The 16,208-nt window shown below is 74.0% G+C and carries 17 protein-coding genes; 7 read left to right on the top strand and 10 right to left on the bottom strand.

Going from position 1 to position 16,208, the window contains the following annotated elements:
* The first annotated feature begins 166 nt into the window (after positions 1 to 166).
* On the top strand, positions 167 to 1,327 hold the full coding sequence (locus tag ABD352_RS08615) for an LLM class flavin-dependent oxidoreductase (RefSeq protein WP_344611707.1): 1,161 nt from the start codon (positions 167 to 169) through the stop codon (positions 1,325 to 1,327).
* Positions 1,328 to 1,933 (top strand): FMN reductase, encoded by a 606-nt coding sequence (locus tag ABD352_RS08610; protein ID WP_344611706.1) that lies wholly within the window; start codon positions 1,328 to 1,330, stop codon positions 1,931 to 1,933.
* Here ABD352_RS08610 and ABD352_RS08605 read toward each other — a convergent pair.
* Positions 1,910 to 2,830 carry a GNAT family N-acetyltransferase gene (locus tag ABD352_RS08605; protein ID WP_344611705.1) on the bottom strand — a complete coding sequence of 307 codons (921 nt, stop codon included), beginning with the start codon at positions 2,828 to 2,830 and terminating at the stop codon, positions 1,910 to 1,912. The two genes, ABD352_RS08610 and ABD352_RS08605, sit on opposite strands and share 24 nt — an antisense overlap.
* 52 nt (positions 2,831 to 2,882) lie before the next feature.
* Between ABD352_RS08605 and ABD352_RS08600 the strand changes: the two genes are divergently transcribed.
* Positions 2,883 to 4,136 carry an MFS transporter gene (locus tag ABD352_RS08600; RefSeq protein WP_344611704.1) on the top strand — a complete coding sequence of 418 codons (1,254 nt, stop codon included), beginning with the start codon at positions 2,883 to 2,885 and terminating at the stop codon, positions 4,134 to 4,136.
* On the opposite strand, the gene gndA is transcribed toward ABD352_RS08600, so the two are convergent.
* From gndA to ABD352_RS08585, 3 genes are all read right to left on the bottom strand, one after another.
* Complete coding sequence (gene gndA / locus ABD352_RS08595) at positions 4,133 to 5,569, bottom strand: NADP-dependent phosphogluconate dehydrogenase (RefSeq protein ID WP_344611703.1); 1,437 nt, start codon at positions 5,567 to 5,569, stop codon at positions 4,133 to 4,135. The two genes, ABD352_RS08600 and gndA, sit on opposite strands and share 4 nt — an antisense overlap.
* Before the next feature lie 95 nt (positions 5,570 to 5,664).
* Complete coding sequence (locus ABD352_RS08590) at positions 5,665 to 5,907, bottom strand: hypothetical protein (RefSeq protein ID WP_344611702.1); 243 nt, start codon at positions 5,905 to 5,907, stop codon at positions 5,665 to 5,667.
* 35 nt (positions 5,908 to 5,942) lie between these two features.
* A complete protein-coding gene (locus ABD352_RS08585; RefSeq protein ID WP_344611701.1) occupies positions 5,943 to 6,512 on the bottom strand; it encodes a TetR/AcrR family transcriptional regulator in 570 nt (189 codons plus the stop codon).
* Between the two features lie 239 nt (positions 6,513 to 6,751).
* Here ABD352_RS08585 and ABD352_RS08580 point away from each other — a divergent pair, with 239 nt between their 5' ends.
* Positions 6,752 to 7,459 (top strand): GNAT family N-acetyltransferase, encoded by a 708-nt coding sequence (locus ABD352_RS08580; protein ID WP_344611700.1) that lies wholly within the window; start codon positions 6,752 to 6,754, stop codon positions 7,457 to 7,459.
* On the opposite strand, the gene ABD352_RS08575 is transcribed toward ABD352_RS08580, so the two are convergent.
* The 5 genes from ABD352_RS08575 to ABD352_RS08555 all read right to left on the bottom strand — a co-directional run bounded on the left by ABD352_RS08575 (position 7,456) and on the right by ABD352_RS08555 (position 10,275).
* Positions 7,456 to 7,665, bottom strand: a complete 210-nt coding sequence (locus ABD352_RS08575; RefSeq protein WP_344611699.1) for a ferredoxin — start codon at positions 7,663 to 7,665, stop codon at positions 7,456 to 7,458. The two genes, ABD352_RS08580 and ABD352_RS08575, sit on opposite strands and share 4 nt — an antisense overlap.
* A complete protein-coding gene (locus ABD352_RS08570; protein WP_344611698.1) occupies positions 7,662 to 8,879 on the bottom strand; it encodes a cytochrome P450 in 1,218 nt (405 codons plus the stop codon). Before ABD352_RS08570 ends, ABD352_RS08575 begins: the two co-directional genes overlap by 4 nt.
* A 120-nt stretch (positions 8,880 to 8,999) precedes the next feature.
* Complete coding sequence (locus ABD352_RS08565) at positions 9,000 to 9,443, bottom strand: pyridoxamine 5'-phosphate oxidase family protein (protein WP_344611697.1); 444 nt, start codon at positions 9,441 to 9,443, stop codon at positions 9,000 to 9,002.
* Positions 9,443 to 9,895 (bottom strand): iron chaperone, encoded by a 453-nt coding sequence (locus ABD352_RS08560; protein ID WP_344611696.1) that lies wholly within the window; start codon positions 9,893 to 9,895, stop codon positions 9,443 to 9,445. Before ABD352_RS08560 ends, ABD352_RS08565 begins: the two co-directional genes overlap by 1 nt.
* A 56-nt stretch (positions 9,896 to 9,951) precedes the next feature.
* A complete protein-coding gene (locus ABD352_RS08555; RefSeq protein ID WP_344611695.1) occupies positions 9,952 to 10,275 on the bottom strand; it encodes a VOC family protein in 324 nt (107 codons plus the stop codon).
* Positions 10,276 to 10,399: 124 nt separating this feature from the next.
* On the opposite strand from ABD352_RS08555, the gene ABD352_RS08550 reads away from it, so the two are divergent.
* A complete protein-coding gene (locus tag ABD352_RS08550; protein WP_344611694.1) occupies positions 10,400 to 13,147 on the top strand; it encodes an ATP-binding protein in 2,748 nt (915 codons plus the stop codon).
* A gap of 103 nt (positions 13,148 to 13,250) precedes the next feature.
* Here ABD352_RS08550 and ABD352_RS08545 read toward each other — a convergent pair whose 3' ends face one another.
* Positions 13,251 to 15,041, bottom strand: a complete 1,791-nt coding sequence (locus tag ABD352_RS08545) for a glycosyltransferase (protein ID WP_344611693.1) — start codon at positions 15,039 to 15,041, stop codon at positions 13,251 to 13,253.
* 236 nt (positions 15,042 to 15,277) lie between these two features.
* Here ABD352_RS08545 and ABD352_RS08540 point away from each other — a divergent pair, with 236 nt between their 5' ends.
* Positions 15,278 to 15,814 (top strand): hypothetical protein, encoded by a 537-nt coding sequence (locus ABD352_RS08540; RefSeq protein WP_344611692.1) that lies wholly within the window; start codon positions 15,278 to 15,280, stop codon positions 15,812 to 15,814.
* An 82-nt stretch (positions 15,815 to 15,896) separates the two neighbouring features.
* Positions 15,897 to 16,199, top strand: a complete 303-nt coding sequence (locus ABD352_RS08535) for a putative quinol monooxygenase (protein WP_344611691.1) — start codon at positions 15,897 to 15,899, stop codon at positions 16,197 to 16,199.
* Positions 16,200 to 16,208 lie beyond the last annotated feature (9 nt).

The following is a 16,208-nucleotide window of genomic DNA, read 5'->3' as shown; positions in this document are numbered from 1 at the left end:
TCCTCCCGTCCGGCGCCGAACCCGTCGCCTCCCGTCCCCGGTGACCGTCGCCGATACCGTCAAGCTTGGTGACTTTTCACTGGCGGAATGTTTGAGGCGGCAGCTATGTTGTACGCGGCGTCGGGCGGGGTCAACCAGGCCCCGGCAGAGTAAGGCGGGCGGCTACATGCAGTTCGGGATCTTCACCGTTGGTGACGTTACGCAGGACCCGACCAACGGGCGGGTGCCCACCGAGGGCGAGCGGATCAAGGCGATGATGACCATCGCGCTCAAGGCCGAAGAGGTCGGGCTCGACGTGTTCGCGCTGGGGGAGCACCACAACCCGCCGTTCGTGCCCTCGTCGCCGACGACCATGCTCGGGTGGATCGCGGCGCGGACCACGCGGCTGCGGCTGTCCACGGCCACGACGCTGATCACGACCAACGACCCGGTCAAGATCGCCGAGGACTACGCGATGCTGCAGCACCTGGCCGACGGCCGGGTGGACCTCATGATGGGCCGCGGCAACACCGGGCCGGTGTACCCCTGGTTCGGCCAGGACATCCGCAACGGCATCGCGCTCGCGGTCGAGAACTACGCGCTGCTGCGGCGGCTCTGGCGCGAGGACGTCGTGGACTGGGAGGGGAACTTCCGCACGCCGCTGCAGGGGTTCACGTCCACGCCGCGCCCGCTCGACGGGGTGCCGCCGTTCGTCTGGCACGGGTCGATCCGCAGCCCGGAGATCGCCGAGCAGGCCGCGTACTACGGCGACGGGTTCTTCGCCAACCACATCTTCTGGCCGAAGGAGCACACCCAGCGGATGGTGGACCTCTACCGCCGCCGGTTCGAGCACTACGGGCACGGCGGCGCCGACCAGGCCATCGTCGGGCTGGGCGGCCAGGTCTTCATGCGCAAGAACTCGCAGGACGCCAAGCGCGAGTTCCGGCCGTACTTCGACAACGCCCCCGTCTACGGGCACGGCCCCTCGCTCGAGGACTTCTCGGCGCAGACGCCGCTGACCGTGGGCAGCCCGCAGGAGGTCATCGACCGCACCCTGGGCTTCCGGGAGTACGTCGGCGACTACCAGCGCCAGCTGTTCCTCGTCGACCACGCCGGCCTGCCGCTGAAGACCGTGCTGGAGCAGCTCGACATCCTCGGCGAGGAGGTCGTGCCGGTGCTGCGCAAGGAGTTCGCCGTCGGGCGGCCCGAGCACGTGCCGGACGCCCCGACGCACGAGTCCCTGAAGCAGGCCGCGGAGCAGCAGGCCGCAGAGCAGCAGGCCGCGGAGCAGCAGGCCGCGGAGCAGCAGGCCGCGGAGCAGCAGGCCGCGGAGAAGGTGGAGGCGTAAGTGAGCCGCTCGATCGTCGCGGTCACCGCGGGCCTGAGCCAGCCGTCGTCGTCGCGGCTGCTGGCCGACCGGCTCGCGGCGGCCGTGCAGGCAGAACTCGGCGAACAGGCCGGCGTGCGGGTGTTCGAGCTGCGCGACGTGGCCCATGAGATCACCGATCACCTGCTGACCGGCTTCCCGCCGCCGCGCCTCAAGGAGGTCGTCGACGCGGTGGCCGGGGCGGACGGGCTGGTCGCCGTGACGCCGATCTTCAACGCGTCGTACAGCGGGCTGTTCAAGTCGTTCTTCGACGTCCTCGGCGACGACGTGCTGCGGGACAAGCCGGTGCTGCTCGGCGCGACCGGCGGCACGGCCCGGCACTCGCTCGCCCTGGAGCACGCGCTGCGGCCGATGTTCGCCTACCTGCGCGCGGTGGTGGCCCCGACGACGGTCTTCGCGGCCACCGAGGACTGGGCCGCCGGCGGCGACAACGGGCTGGCCGACCGCATCTCCCGCGCCGGGTCGGAGCTGGCCGCCCTGGTCGCGGTCCGCAAGCCCGTCGAGGTGAAGGACCCGTTCGAGCTCACCGGGTCGTTCGAGGACCTACTGGGCGACCTCCGGCGCTGACACCATGATCCACACGGCGAGGTCGTCGACCATCAGGTGCTCGGCGACCTCGAAGCCCGCCGAGCGGTAGACCTCGACGTTGCGCGGGTTGGACGTCTCCAGGTAGGCGGGCAGCCCGTCGGCCGCGGCCCGCTCGAGGCCGGCCCGCATGGCCGCCCGGCCCAGCCTGCGGCCGCGGTGCTCCGGGTGGCTGGCCAGCACCCCGAGGTACCAGTGCGGCGTCTTCGGCATCCTGCCGTGCACGACCTCGTGGTAGCGGGCGAACCGGCCGGTCCGTGGCGAGTCTTCGGCTCCGTCGCCGCCGGGCGGGCGGGGCGGGTCCCACATGGCGACCGCGGCGCCGCCGTCGGCGATCCACACCGTGCCGTGCCCGACGCGCGCGTCGAACATGCTGCCGGCCATGGCGGCGGCCTCGGCGGGGAACGTCGCGTCGTCGGGCAGGAGCCAGCGTATGGCCGGGTCGGCGGCGAAGGCGGCCACGAAGGTCGCTACGGCGGCCGCCCGGTCCGCGGGGGTGGCCACAGCGATGTCGGGGTTCACGCGGGTCCTCACTTTCGACAGGTACGCGTCGATGGCGTCGCGGTTGCGGCTGAGACAGGCGATCCGGGCGTCCATGCGGTCGCGTTCCTGCCGCAGCAGGTCGACGACCTCGGGCCCGGCGTCGGAGATCGTGATGCTGCACGGGTTGTCCAGGCAGGGCAGCACATTCTTGATCAACCGGGTGGGCAGGCCGGCCTCGAGCAGGCCGCGGATCTGCTGCACCCGGTCGACCAGGTGCTCGCCGTAGTCGCGGTAGCCGTTGTCCCGCCGGGCGGGGGTCAGCAGGCCCTGCTCCTCGTAGTACCGCAACAGCCGGGCGGGCGTTCCCGTGCGGGCCGACAGTTCGCCGATGCGCATGTGTGACCCGCCTCCCACCGATTGACCTTCACACTAATGTGAGGGTCCGACGATGGCGAGCATGCCCCTCGCCGTCCTGTCCGCGGCCCAGTTCCTGCTGGCCCTGGACTACTCCATCGTCTACGTCGCCCTGCCCGGCATCGCCCGCGACCTGCACCTCGGCCTGAGCGCGGCGCAGTGGGTGGTGAGCGCCTACGCGGTGCCGTTCGCCGGGTTCCTGCTGCTCGGCGGGCGCCTGGCCGAGCGCGTCGGCCCCGGGCGGCTGTTCGTGGCCGCGACGCTGCTCTTCGGCCTGGCGAGCGCCGCCGGCGGGCTGGCGGGGGACGGGCCGGTCCTGCTGGCCGCGCGGGCCGTGCAGGGTGTGGCGGCGGCGCTGCTGCAGCCGGCGATCCTCGGCCTGCTCGGGGCCCGGTTCCCGGCCGGACCGGCCCGCACCCGCGCGCTGTCGGTGTGGAGCGCGGTCGGGGCCTCCGGGCTGGCGGCGGGGGTCGTGCTGGGGGGTGCGCTCACGCGGTACAGCTGGCGCTGGACCTTCCTCGTGAACATCCCGGTGACGCTCGCCTGCGCGGCCGGCGCCGCGATCTGGCTGCGCTCGGCCGTCAGGGGGCCGGCGGATCGGGACCCGGTCGGCGCGGCGCTGCTCGGCACCGGGGCGGCCTTCGGCGCCTCGCTCGGCCTGACGCTGGGCGGCCCGGCCGGCTGGGCCATGGTCGCGCTCGCCGTGGTGCTCCTGGCCCTGACGCGGGCGCCGCAGCCCCGGTCGCTGCGCGTCGGTGCGGTGGCCGCGGCGCTGTACATGGCCAGCGTCGGCTCGGAGTTCTACGTGGTGACGGTCATGCTGCAGGACCGGGACGGGCTCTCGCCGCTGCGGGCCGGGCTCGCCTTCGTGCCCCTGGCCGCGCTGGTCACGGTGGGCGGGGCGGTCACCGGGCGGCTGGTCCGGCGCTTCGGGGCGGGCCGCACGCTGGCCGCCGGGTTCGTTCTCGCCGCCGCCGGGCTGGCCTGGCTGGCCGCGGCCAACCGGGGCTACGCCGCCGCGATCCTGCCCGGACTCCTGGTCAGCGGGCTGGGGCACGGGATCGTCTACACGTCGATGTTCAACGTCGGCGGGCGGGACGTGCCGGCCGAGCGGCAGTCGTCGGCCGGGGCGGTGATGACCACGGCGCAGTACCTCTCCGGGGCCGTCGCCATCGCCGCGCTCACCCTGCCGCTGCGCGCGGGCTCCTACTCGGCGGCCTTCTGGGCCACGGCCGCGGCGGCGTTCGCCGGAGCGCTGGTCGCGCTCCGGCGAACCGCGGCTGACTAGGCGGTGTGCTCCTTCTTGTCGCCCGCCCACTCGACGTGGAACGTACCCTCGCGGTCGACCCGCTTGTAGGTGTGCGCGCCGAAGTTGTCGCGCAGGCCCTGGATCAGCGAGGCGGGCAGCCGATCGGCGCGCAGGCCGTCGAAGTAGGACAGCGACGAGGAGAACGCCGGGGTCGGGATGCCGGCCGCGGCGGCGGCCGCGACGACCCGGCGCCAGCTGGGCACGCCGGCGTTGACGGCCTCGGCGAAGTACGGCGCCACCATGAGGCTCTTGAGGCCCGGGTTCTCGTCGTAGGCCTCGCGGATCCGGTTGAGGAACCGGGCCCGGATGATGCAGCCGCCGCGCCAGATCGTGGAGACCTTGCCGCGGTCGATGTCCCAGCCGTACTCCTCCGAGCCCGCCTGGATGTGGTCGAACCCCTGCGCGTAGGCGACGATCTTCGACGCGTAGAGGGCGGCCCGCACGTCCTCGATGAACTGGTCGCGGTCCGGCACCTCCAGCGCGGCGACCTCGGTGCCGAACGCCTCGCGGGCGGCGGCGCGCTGGTCGGCGTGGCCGGACAGCGAGCGGGCGAAGGTGGCCTCGGCGATGCCGGTGATCGGCACGCCCAGGTCGAGCGCGCTCTGCACCGTCCAGCGGCCGGTGCCCTTCTGCTCGGCCTGGTCCAGCACGATGTCGACGAAGGCCTTGCCCGAGTCGTCGTCCACGTGGGCCAGCACGTCGGCGGTGATCTCGATGAGGAACGACTCGAGGTCGCCGGTGTTCCAGGTGCGGAAGATGTCCGCGATCTCGGCCGGGGTGGCGTTCAGGCCGGCCCGCAGCAGGTCGTACGCCTCGGCGATGAGCTGCATGTCGGCGTATTCGATGCCGTTGTGCACCATCTTCACGAAGTGGCCGGCGCCGTCGGGCCCGATGTGCGTGCAGCACGGGGTGCCGTCGACCTTCGCCGAGATCTTCTCGAACATGGGGCCGAGCTTCTGGTACGACTCCGGGGAGCCGCCGGGCATGATGCTCGGGCCGAGCAGGGCGCCCTCCTCGCCGCCGGACACGCCGGTGCCGCAGAAGTGCAGCCCGTGCTCGCGCAGGGCCTGCTCGCGGCGGCGGGTGTCGGCGAAGTGCGCGTTGCCGGCGTCGACGATCATGTCGCCCTCCTCCAGGAGGGGGACCAGCTCGTCGATGACCGCGTCGGTGGGGCCACCGGCCTTGACCATGATGATGACGGCGCGCGGGCGGGCCAGCGAGGCGACGAAGTCGGCCATCGACTCGCCCGGCACGAACGTGCCCTCGTGCCCGAACTCGTCCACCAGGCGGCGGGTGCGCTCATACGAGCGGTTGTGCACGGCCACGGTGTAACCGTTGCGGGCCAGGTTCCGGGCCAGGTTGCGACCCATCACGGCCAGTCCGGTCACGCCGATCTGCGCCAGGTCGGACATCTTCGATGCACCTCATCCAGTCGAGCGGATCTGCCCCGAAAGGCTACCCGCCCACTGTCCCCCGTTCCGGAGGCGCAGGTGCCGCGTTCCAACCATCAGGATTCGCGGAGCCGCTGCTTCCGCACCATCAGGGTGATCGTCCGGTCGCAGAAGGCGACCAGATCCCAGGAGATGCGCAGCTGGTCGCCCCGCCTGCCGAACCAGCGCTTGGGCTGCACCACCAGCGTCGCGATCGAGGGGGTGCCGTCCCGCCCGATCACCGTCTCGATCCTGTCCACCGTGCCGATGGGCAGCCCGACCAGATCCACGACCGGCCGGTTGAGCAGATCGATTCCCATGAGCGGGCACGTTCCCCGCGACGGTGATCGATAAACTACCGGCCGCGTATACCGTCCAGCGCGACGGTCAGGACGCGCTCCCGCTGGGCGTCGTCCACGTAACCGCCCGCGGTCAGGCCCGAGATCATCCGCAGCAGGTCGTCGGAGCTCACGTCGGTGCGGGCCAGCCCGGCCTCCTGGGCGCGGGTGAGCAGGGCGTCGGCCGCGCGGTACATCGACTCGCGGGCGCCCCGGATCATCTCCGAGTCGCGGTTGATCTCCTCGTAGATCGCCCGCTTGGTGGCCAGGTAGCCGACGAACCGGCGCAGCCACAGGGCCAGCGCGTCCCACGGGGGCAGGTCGGCCACGTCGCCGGCGGCCCGGCACAGGGCCTCGATCTCGTCGGTGTAGACGGCGTCGAAGAGGTCCCGGCGGGTGGGGAAGTTGCGGTACAGCGTGCCGATACCGACGCCGGCCCGGCGGGCGATCTCCTCCAGCGAGGCGCCCGAGCCGTGCTCGGCGAAGGCGTCGCGGGCGGCCGCGATCAGCGCGTCGAAGTTGCGCCGCGCATCGGCCCGCTGCGGTCGCCGCACGCCGGGCTGGGTCTGCCCGGGCTGGGTCTGCATTCCACCGTCACCTTGTATCGGAGGTACTCCTCCACTTTAGCACCGCCTCGGCGAGGGCCTCAGCGCCGCCTTGGCGAGGGCCTCAGCGCCGCCTTGGCGAGGGCCTCAGCGCCGCCTTGGCGAGGGCCTCAGCGCCGCCTTGGCGAGGGCCTCAGCGCCGCCTTGGCGAGGGCCTCAGCGCCGCCTCGGCGGGGGCCTCGGCGCCACCTCCGGGAGTGGGATGGTGGTACGACTGGGCCATGGACGCGCTCGAACTGGCGGCGGACAACGCGGCCCACTTCTGGACCCTCATCGGCACCGCGCGCGGCTACGACGTGCGGCGCCATCCGGGCCTGCTGGCCGTGGACGGCGACGAGCGGGCCGGGCTGCGGGTGCTCACGCTGGCCGCCGGCCTGCCGCAGGAGGGCCGCGCGGCGCTGGACGCGCTGCTCCCGCGCCCGGGCCGGGTCGTGGTCGAGGACGCCTTCGGGGCCGTGGAGCTCACCGCCCGCGGCATGTCCTCGCGGCAGATGCCCGTGATGATCCGGCTGCCCGGCGAGCCCGTCGGCGAGCCCGCCCTCCCGGTGCGCCGGGTGACGACCCCGGACGAGCTGCGCACGGCGGAGCGGCTCGTGGTGGAGGGCTTCGCGCTCGAGCACTTCCAGCCGTGGACGCCGGGCGTGGTCCTCCCGCCGGTACTGCTGGAAGGCGCCGAGCTGTACCTGGCCCACCTCGACGGGGAGCCGGCCGGGGCGTGCCTGGTCGTCGAACAGGACGAGGCGGTGGGCGTCTACTTCGTGACGACGATGCCGCAGTTCCGCTCGCGCGGCGTGGGGCGGGCCCTGATGCACGCCCTGCTGCGGCGCTTCGACGACCGCCCGGTGACGCTCACCGCCTCCCGCCTGGGCCGGCCCCTCTACGAGTCGCTGGGCTTCGAGCGCATCGCCGACGCGGCCTGGTGGTCCTAGTCGGCGTCCTCGAGGCGCAGGGCCCCCGACGGGCAGCCGAGGACGGCCTGGTGGACCGCCTCGCGCAGGGACGGCGGCGGGTGCTCGTCGAGCACGACCACCACGCCGTCCTCCTCGCGCTGGTCGAAGACCTCGGGCACGCGCAGCGCGCACTGGCCCGAGCCCACGCACACGCCGGTGTCGGCGCAGACCCGCACGGCGCTCACCACGTCACCGGCACCTCGTCGACGCCGCCGGTGAGCCGGTTGTGCCGGATCTCGATGGCGTCGACGGGCACGGCCAGGCGCAGGCCGGGGAAGCGGCGCAGCAGCGCGGGGAACACGGTGCGCAGCTCGGTGCGGGCGAGGTTGGCGCCGATGCAGACGTGGGCGCCGTGGCCGAAGGCGAGGTGCGCGGTGGGGCGGCGGGCCGGGTCGAACTCGTCCGGGTCGGCGAAGACCGTCGCGTCGCGGTTGGCGGCGTTGCTGGCGATGAGGACCGCCTCGCCGCGGGCGATGGTCACGCCGCCGACCTCGACGTCCTCGTGGGCGTACCGCAGCAGCCCCAACCCGCCGGGCGCGGTGATCCGCAGGATCTCCTCCACCGTCGGGCCCACCTGCCCGTCCGGGTCCTCGGCGAACCGGTCGCGCCGGCTCGGGTCGGACAGCAGCAGCAGGACGCCCAGGTCGATGCGGGTCGAGGTGGTCTCGTGCCCGGCGAAGATGAGCCCGGCGGCCAGGCGGGCCAGCTCGTCCTCGCTGAACGTGGGGTCCTCGGCCTGCGCGGCCACCAGGTCGGAGATGACGTCGGGGCCGGGCTCGCGCCGCTTGGCCTCGGCCAGCGTTGCGGTGTACGCCTTGAAGTCCGCCATCGCCGCCCGCGCGTCGGCGCCGCCGTCGATCATCCCGATGCGCTGCGACAGCTGCCGGAAGTGCCCGCGGTCCGCGTAGGGCACGCCCAGCAGCTCGCAGATGACCAGCACCGGCAGCGGGAAGGCGAGCAGCTCGTGCAGGTTGACCGGCTCGCCCGGGCGGGCGTCGCGGGCGGCCTGCATGTCGTCGAGGCAGCGGGCGGTCAGCTCCTCGATCCGCCCGGCCAGCCGGCGCATCCGGGGCGCCGAGAAGGCCGGGACCAGCAGCCGGCGCATCCGGGTGTGCTCGCGCTCCTCGGTCTCGTACTCGCCGCTCGGCCCGTCGAGCACCGCGGCGTGGGAGACCCGGGCCGCCGTCTCGGGCGTCGGGTGGGAGCGGCCGAAGCGCCGGTCGCCGAAGATCTGCTTCGCCTCGGCGTAGGCGGTGACCAGCCATGCGGGGTCGCCGGCGGGCGTGGTGACCCGGGTGAGCGGGCCCTCACGGCGCAGCACCTCGTACAGCGGCGCGATGTCGAGGACGTTGGGCCGGTCGAAGGGCAGCCGGGGCCGGGCCGGGGCCGTAGCAGTCATCGGGAAGCTCCTTACGCATTTGCCAATATCGATGTCAGGCTAACACGTAGTCACGGACTCCAGGCTCCCCGTAACGGCGGCGGCCGCCCTCACCCGGGGGAGAGGACGGCCGTGCCGCAGTCAGACCAGCCACTCGCCGGCGACCATCAGGTCGCGGCCGGCGAGCTCGTCGACCTCCCGCCAGGCCTGGATCAGCTCGGGGCGGATGCGGAAGTACGGGTAGTTGCGCCCCCGCCGCGGGTCGAAGCCCGTCTTGGCCGCGAACGCGTCGCCGAGCTCGTCCGGGACCTCCTCGACGCGCTGCGCCGTTCCCTCGATGAGCACCACGTCCCGGGTCGGCCCGACGGTGAGGCGGACCCGGCCGCCCGCGAGCAGGTTGCGGGCCGTCGGGTTGGTGGCCGCGGTCGAGATCAGCAGGGTCTCGCCCTCCCAGAGGAACGACAGGGGCACCAGGTACGGCGTGCCGTTGGCGTCGGCGGTGGCCACCCAGGCGTCGACGTCGTGCTCGAGCCGGTGCAGGGTGTCCTCGCGGCGCCGCGCGAGCGGCCGGGGAGACGGCGCCATCAGCCCGCGGCCTGCTTGACCAGGGCGCCGATGCGCGCCTCGTCGCCGGGCGTCAGGGACTTCAGCGCGTAGGCGCTCGGCCACATCTCGCCGTCGTCGAGGCCGGCCTGGTCGCTGAAGCCGAGGGTGGCGTAGCGCGACTTGAACTTCGCCGCGCTCTGGAAGAACAGCACCACCTTGCCGTCGCGGGCGTAGGCCGGCATGCCGTACCACAGCTTCGGCATCAGTTCCGGCGCGTTCGCGGTGACGATGGCGTGGATCCGCTCGCCGATGGCGCGGTCGGAGTCGGACATCTTGGCCAGCTTGCCCAGAATGTCCTTCTCGCCGGCCTCCCGGGCCTTGTTCGGGTCGCGGCGGGAGGTGTTGCGCAGCTCCTCGCCGTGGTCCTTCATCGCGGCGATCTCCTCGGCCGAGAACCCGCCGAACTTGCTGGTCTTCGTGGTGGTGGTCATCTTCGTCGCTTCCTTCTTCGGTGTACGGCGGAAAAGTCGGTCGAGCAGGGTCGCCATCACTGGTCCTGGAGCAGGCCGAGGACGTTGCCGTCCGGGTCGGTGACGGTGGCGACCAGGCGCCCGCCGCCCACGTCGCGCACGTCCTCCCGCACGACGGCGCCGGCCGCCACCACCTCGGCGAGCTTGGCCGCGAGGTCCGGCACGTGCCAGTACGCCACCGGTGAGGTCATGCCCTGCGGCCCGCCGCCCGGGACGAGGCCGATCTGCTGGCCGTCCACCTCGTAGCCGACGTAGAACGAGCCGTCGGTCTGCGGGGCGACGCCGAGCAGCGCGGAGTACACCTCCTTGGCCCTGGCCAGGTCCGATACCGGGTGCAACACGGTTCTGATGATGTTTCCCGCTGCGTTGTCGCTCATGACGTAAAGCCTCGCCGAGCGGCCGCCCGGTGACATCCGTGGCGAGCACGGAGACGACCACGGAGAGCCCTCACGGATAATGGGGCCCGTGGCGGCGCAGACGGGGATCTCGGGTCGGGAGGCGGAGGTGCTGTCCCTGGTCGGGGAGCACCTGAGCAACGCGGAGATCGCCGCGCGGCTGTTCATCTCCGTGCGCACCGTGGAGACCCACGTCTCCTCGCTGCTGCGCAAGCTCGGCGCGGCCGACCGGCGGGCCCTCGCACAGCTCGCGGCCGAGTGGAGCCGGGCCGGCCGCGGTGGCCGGCCCGCGCCCGGGCTGCCGTCCCCGGTGACCCGGTTCGTCGGCCGGACCCGGGAGCAGGCCGGGCTGGCCGCCGCGCTGCGCGAGCACCGGCAGATCAGCGCCGTCGGGCCGGGCGGGGTCGGCAAGACTCGGCTGGCCCTCGCGGTCGCGGCCCAGGCGGCCGGCGACTTCCCCGACGGCGTGTGGTTCATCGACCTGGTGCCGATCACCGACCCGGCGATGGTCGGGTCGGCGGTGGCCGCGGCGGTCGGCGTCGGCGAGCAGCAGGGCCGCGGGCTGGACGAGTCGGTGCTCGCCGCGCTGGCCGACCGGCACGCCCTGCTCGTGCTGGACAACTGCGAGCACGTGCGCGACGGGGTCGCGCCGTTCCTGGAGCGGCTGCTGGCCGCCTGCCCGCGGGTGAGCGTGCTGGCCACCAGCCGGGCCCGGCTGGTGGTGCCCTTCGAGCGGGTGCACCCCGTCCCGCCGCTGTCCCTGACGGGCGACGGGGAGTCCGACGCGGTCGCGCTGTTCCTGGAGCGGGCCGCGGCCGTGGGCTGGCCGGTGGCGGCCGAGCAGCACGAGCAGGCCGCCGAGATCTGCCGGCGGCTCGACGGGGTGGCCCTGGCCATCGAGCTGGCCGCCGCGCGGCTGCCGACGCTCGGGCTGGACGGGCTGGCCGCGGTGCTCGGCGACCAGCTGCGGCTGCTCACCGGCGGGGCCCGGGCCGAGGACCGGCACCGCTCGGTGCGCGCGATGCTGGACTGGAGCTACGACCTGCTCGACGAGGCCGACCGCACGCTGCTGCGCCGGGTCGCGGTCTTCGTCGCGCCGTTCACCGCCGACGCGGCCGCGCAGGTGGCGGGCTTCTCCCCGCTGGACGCGTTCGCGGTGCTGGACGGGCTGGCCCGGCTGGCCGAGCAGAGCCTGCTGGTGGCGGCCCCCTCCGCCGGGGGCACCCGCTACCGCGCGCTGGAGACGATCCGGCAGTACGGCGTCGAGAGGCTCTCCGGGTCTGGGGAGCTGCACGACGTACGGCTGCGGCACCTGCGATGGTGCGGGGCGAGCGCGGCCGGCCTGGCGGAGGACCCGCGCCCCGCCGACGGGTCCTGGCGCGCCCGGTTCGACGCGATCGCCGACGACCTGCGGGCCGCGCTCGGGTGGGCGGCCGGCGCCGCCGAGCACCGCGCGGACGCCTACCGGCTGGCCATCGCGCTGGCCGAGCTCGCGTTCACCCGCAACCTGGTCGGCGAGGCCCAGCAGCGCTACGAGCAGGCGGGCGCCCTCGCCGGGGACGACGCCCTCGCCGCCGCCGCGCTGCGCAGCGCCGCCGCGGTGGCCGGCTGTCGGCTGCTCGGCGACGACATGTACCGGCTGCACCGCGCGGCCGCCGACGCCGCTGCCCGGGCGGGGGACAAGGCCGGCGCCGCCCGCGCGATGGCCGCCGCGGCCACGACGGCCTACCGGTTCTCCGGCACGTTCATCCAGCTCCCGCCGGACGAGGAGCCGGCCGCGCTGCTGGCCGAGGCCCGCGAGCTGGGCGGCGGCGACCCCCTGACCGAGGCCGCGCTGGCGCTCGCCGAGGCCGCCGTGGTCTCCGACGCCTTCGGCTCCGACCAGGGCCCGTCCGACAACGCCGTGGCCGCGACGCTGGCCGCCGCCGAGCGGGCCGTCGAGCTGGCCCGCCGGGCCGGCGACCCCCTCGCCGTCTCGGCCGCCCTCGACTCGCTGGCCGGCGCGCGGGCCTGGGCCGGCGACAGCTTCGGGGCCGCGGCCACCGCCCGCACGCGCATCGAGATGCTCTCCGCCGTGCCGGTCGCCCCGGCCAGCATGCTCGAGCTGACCGACGCGCTCGTCTCCGGCGTCGACACCAGCCTCGGCGTCGGCGACCTGGCCACGGCCCGCGGCTGGGCCCGGCGCCTGGCCGAGCTGCCCCTGCTGGCCGAGGTGGGCCACCTGGGCCTGTCCTGGCTGCTCACCGTCGACGCGCTGGCCGGCGAGGCCGACGCCGTCCTCGACGCCGGCGGGCGCTTCCTGGAGGCCTGGGAGCGCACCGGCCGGCTGCGCGCCGCCCGCCTGGGCACCCCCGCCGCGGCCGTCGCCATGATCCACGCCCTGCGCGGCGACGACGACGCCCGGGCGCGCTGGCTCGCCTTCACCGACCGGCTCGGCGCGACCCCGGAGCGGGCCACCGGCTACGGCGCCGTCTTCGACGCCACCGTCCTGCTGCACCGCGGCGAGGTGGACGCGGCGCTGGAGCGGGTGGACGCCGAGCCCGAGCAGCTGTGGAAGTGGGTCACCTGGATCTGGCTGCACTGGTACGTCGGGCTGCGCGCCGAGGCCGCGGCGCTGGCCGGGCACCCGCAGGCCCGCGCCCGCATCGAGTCCGCCCGCAAGGTGGTGGCCGGCAACCCCATCGCCTCCGCCCAGCTGGACCGGGCCGAGGCCATCCTGGACGGCGACCGGGACCGCGTCCGCGCCACCGCCGAGGCCTTCGCCGCCGCCGGCTGCCCCTATCAGGCCGCCCGCTCCCGCACCCTCGCCGACCCCTAGGGAGACGGGCTCCGCCCCGCACCCGGGAACACGGGGCCGGGGTGCGGGCAGTCATCCCAGGAGATCCTGTCGTACCGCATCGTCACGTCGACAGGCCGGTGAGCTACGCCGCCCGCGTGATCACGTCGTGCATGCGCCGCCGGGCCAGCTCCATCCGGATGCGCCGGTCGTTGCGGGGGTCGGTCGTCGTCGGCACGATCGGCTCGCCGATGACGATCACCATGGTGGGCTTGCGCCGGAACAGCCGCCCGGCGCCGCTGGGCGGGGTGAAGCGGATCGACAGCGGCAGCACCGGCACCCGGGCCTGCGCGGCGAGGTGGAACGCGCCCCGCTTGAAGTCGCGCAAGCCGGTGTCGTACGGCCTCAGCTCCCCCTCAGGGAAGAAGTGCACGATGCGCCCCTGGGCGAGGAACAGCTCCAGCTCGGAGAAGAACGCCGGCAGCCCGGCCGCGGTGCGCGGCACGGCGACGCCGCCGAGCAGCTTCACCAGGCCGCCGTACCACCGGTTCTCGAGGTTCATCGGGGCGGCGGTGAAGACCGGGCGGCGGGGGAACAGGGCGATGCCGACGAGCGCGCTGTCCAGCAGGTGCACGTGGTTGCAGACGGTCAGCGCGCCGCCGGTGCGCGGCAGCCGGTTCTCGCCCTCGGTGCGCACCCCGAGGATCACCCGGGTCCACAGGAACAGCAGCGGGATCGCGACCGCGTAGTAGAAGGCGCTGGACAGCAGCCGGAACGTGCGGCCGGCGTATCCGGTCGGCGCCTCCGGGGCGTGCCCGGCCCGGGCGTAGACCCGCTCGATCGCCTTGACGCTGCGCTCGACCGCGTAGAGCTCGGCGAAGCTCGCGTAGGCGGCCGAGGCGGCGGCCAGCCCGTCCGGGTCGTCGATCCACTCGTCGATGCGCGCGGCCAGCGCCGCCGGGTCGCCGGCCCGGAACAGGTTGCGCGCCTCGAGGGCGAACTGGCTCGTCGCGCTGCGCCGGCCGTCGGCGATGACCGGCACCAGGCCGCAGGAGAACGCCTCCATGCAGGACATGCCCTCGATCTCGACGTCGGAGGCGTGGACGTACAGGTCGCAGGAGCGAATGAGCGCGATGAGCTCGTCCTGCGGGTAGTAGCCGAACCGCGCGGGGTTGGGCAGCCGGGCGCCCATCCGGCGCAGGCGCTTCTCCCGCGGGCCGTGTCCGGCGAAGTGCAGCTGGATGTCCGCGGCGTGGCGGGAGCGGCGGGCGGCCCGGATGAGCACGTCCTGGCGCTTCTCGGGGGAGAGGCGGCCGACCATGAGGATCCGGAACGGCTCGCCGGCGCCGCGGACCCGGGGCGGGCCGGGCCGGAAATTGCTCCCGACGCCGTTGGAAATGACGTGCAGGCGGGCGCGGTACCCGTGCTGGCGCAGCTGCGCGGCGATGAACGTCGACGGGCAATGGATGTCGGTGAACCGCCCGTAGAAAAGCAGGCGCAGGAGGAAGTAGACGACGTGCGCGGCGGGCGGGAACCAGCCCAGGCCGATGTTGTACGTCACGTTCTCGGGCTGGATGTGGAATGCGGCGATGGCCGGCACCCCGAGCTCGCGGGCGATGCGCTGCGCGGCCCGCCCGAGGGGCCACGGCTGGTAGATGTGCACGACGTCGGCGCCCTCGATCGCGGTGCGCAACACGGCGCGGACGGGCTTGGCGAACAACGTGTTCTGCCGGTGGGCGAAGCTGCTCGCGATCGGCACGACGAGCTCGGGCACCCAGTACATGTCCGGCCCGTCGGGAGGCTCGTCCGGCGCACCGCACGCGACCACGCGCACGGTGTGCCCGCGCGCGATGAGCGTTTCGGCGAAGCGCATCGCCGAAATCGTCGTGCCGTTGTTCCCCACATTGAACGTATCGATGACCAGCGTAATGACCATTTACCCCCGCCGCTCCCGGTATCCGCGATTCCTCTCGACTGATGGACCTTGGCCGGAGGGTGCGGATCACGGCGGCAATGAGCCGGTCATATCGGACTCACGAACATGCGGACATCCCTGACCCAAACGCGTGATCAGCACGCTATCCAACACGAATCGGCGGGTCAATGCTCGTGTATGGGGCGTCACCAAAGGGTGCCCGGGAACCGGACCGGGGCGTCGCGGCTCGTCCGTGCATGCGACTGCGAATGCGAATGGCGGCGGTCACCGCGCTCGCGCTGGCGGCGGGACTGCTCGGCGGGCTCGCCGACCCGGGGCCGGCGGCGGCCAAGGGCGCGCTGTCGGTGACGATCGAGGGGCCGGGCCTTGCCGTGCCGGTCCGGCTGGAGCAGGCCGACGGCGAGGCGGGCCGGCGGCTCAACGACCTCGCGACGGCGGCCAAGGTCGACTGGTTCGGCCTGGGCAACAGGATCGAGGCCGGCCCGGCCCCGGCCGACCGCGGGCCGGCCTACGACTCGGTGTGGGAACCGGGCGGGCTGCGCCTGCTGCTGCACCCGTTCGCCGTTGGCGGCCCGCTGGTCGTGCTGCCGCCCGGCCAGCGGCGGCTGGACGACGGCACGGCGCTGACGGCGGGCTGGATGCGCGTGCCGGCCGCCCTGACCTCCCAGCTGACGGCCCTGGGCGTCCGGCCGCCGGGCTTCCTGGGCGACTTCGTCGCCCGCGTGTGCGCCGCCGCGCGGGACGTCCTCGGCGTGTCCGCTGGGAGCGCATAGCTGTCCGTCCGGCGGCGGCCGACCGGGTGGCGGCCGGGCGAGGATCGGTGTGTCGAACGGATACGACTCAGGAGGTCACACCGTGTTCATCGCCATTCTCGACTTCAGCACCACGGCCGCCGACCGGCCGGCCGCCCTCGCCCAGCTCGAGTCGGAGCGCGACGAGATCCGGGCCATGCCGGGCAACATCGCCTACCGCGTGTACGCCTCGCGCGACGACGAGACGGGTGTCGCCCTCGTCCACGAGTGGCAGGACGAGGCCTCGTTCGCCGCCTACCAGCAGTCCGAGGCGTTCGCGCGCTCCGGCGTGGCGGTGCGCCCGCTCATGACCGGCGCACCGCTCAGCCGCCGCTTCCGGGCCGAACTGGTCGAGACGGTCGCCTGAGCTTCTAGT

Source organism: Dactylosporangium salmoneum, from assembly GCF_039532525.1.
GTDB classification, from domain to species: domain Bacteria; phylum Actinomycetota; class Actinomycetes; order Mycobacteriales; family Micromonosporaceae; genus Dactylosporangium; species Dactylosporangium salmoneum.
This window is presented reverse-complemented; position numbering and strand designations above follow the sequence as displayed.

Excerpts from the sequence above, each read along its gene's own strand:
- ABD352_RS08615 (WP_344611707.1), top strand. The coding sequence starts at position 167 with ATGCAGTTCGGGATCTTCACCGTTGGTGACGTTACGCAGGACCCGACC.
- ABD352_RS08605 (WP_344611705.1), bottom strand. The coding sequence starts at position 2,830 with ATGCGCATCGGCGAACTGTCGGCCCGCACGGGAACGCCCGCCCGGCTG.
- ABD352_RS08600 (WP_344611704.1), top strand. The coding sequence starts at position 2,883 with ATGGCGAGCATGCCCCTCGCCGTCCTGTCCGCGGCCCAGTTCCTGCTG.
- gndA (WP_344611703.1), bottom strand. The coding sequence starts at position 5,569 with ATGTCCGACCTGGCGCAGATCGGCGTGACCGGACTGGCCGTGATGGGT.
- ABD352_RS08590 (WP_344611702.1), bottom strand. The coding sequence starts at position 5,907 with ATGGGAATCGATCTGCTCAACCGGCCGGTCGTGGATCTGGTCGGGCTG.
- ABD352_RS08585 (WP_344611701.1), bottom strand. The coding sequence starts at position 6,512 with ATGCAGACCCAGCCCGGGCAGACCCAGCCCGGCGTGCGGCGACCGCAG.
- ABD352_RS08580 (WP_344611700.1), top strand. The coding sequence starts at position 6,752 with ATGGACGCGCTCGAACTGGCGGCGGACAACGCGGCCCACTTCTGGACC.
- ABD352_RS08570 (WP_344611698.1), bottom strand. The coding sequence starts at position 8,879 with ATGACTGCTACGGCCCCGGCCCGGCCCCGGCTGCCCTTCGACCGGCCC.
- ABD352_RS08565 (WP_344611697.1), bottom strand. The coding sequence starts at position 9,443 with ATGGCGCCGTCTCCCCGGCCGCTCGCGCGGCGCCGCGAGGACACCCTG.
- ABD352_RS08560 (WP_344611696.1), bottom strand. The coding sequence starts at position 9,895 with ATGACCACCACCACGAAGACCAGCAAGTTCGGCGGGTTCTCGGCCGAG.
- ABD352_RS08545 (WP_344611693.1), bottom strand. The coding sequence starts at position 15,041 with ATGGTCATTACGCTGGTCATCGATACGTTCAATGTGGGGAACAACGGC.
- ABD352_RS08540 (WP_344611692.1), top strand. The coding sequence starts at position 15,278 with ATGCGACTGCGAATGCGAATGGCGGCGGTCACCGCGCTCGCGCTGGCG.